The organism is Kamptonema formosum PCC 6407, from assembly GCF_000332155.1.
Lineage (GTDB): Bacteria > Cyanobacteriota > Cyanobacteriia > Cyanobacteriales > Microcoleaceae > Kamptonema > Kamptonema formosum.
Genome location: NZ_KB235907.1, coordinates 56,765 through 57,142, shown reverse-complemented (window position 1 = coordinate 57,142; position 378 = coordinate 56,765).

Sequence of the window (378 nt, the reverse complement as noted above, 5' to 3'; positions counted from 1 at the left end):
CCTTTCTTGCTACAGTGCCACAGTGCTATTGTAATTTTGTGCTATTGTGCTATAGTATCACTATGGACACCAAAAGCCAAAAGCATAAAACGCACTCAGCGATATCCCAAGCGGTTGCCCAAAGCTCGAAGCGTCCATACCGTAAGCTTTCAGAACCTTTGCAAATCAATAGTCCGGTGGCTTTTTTTAAGCAGAGCCACTAGACAGACATTACTAGACAAAAACCATGCACAGCGCCTCTATGTTTAGCGCAACCGCCGAACCCTATACAGCGAGGCAGTTTAAGGCGAAGCAATCGCGTATAGAGCAGGGATGGCGGCGCTCTGAATTTATCAGTTGTCGGCTCAAGGTTGCCGTCAAACTGCCTACGGTTGGACT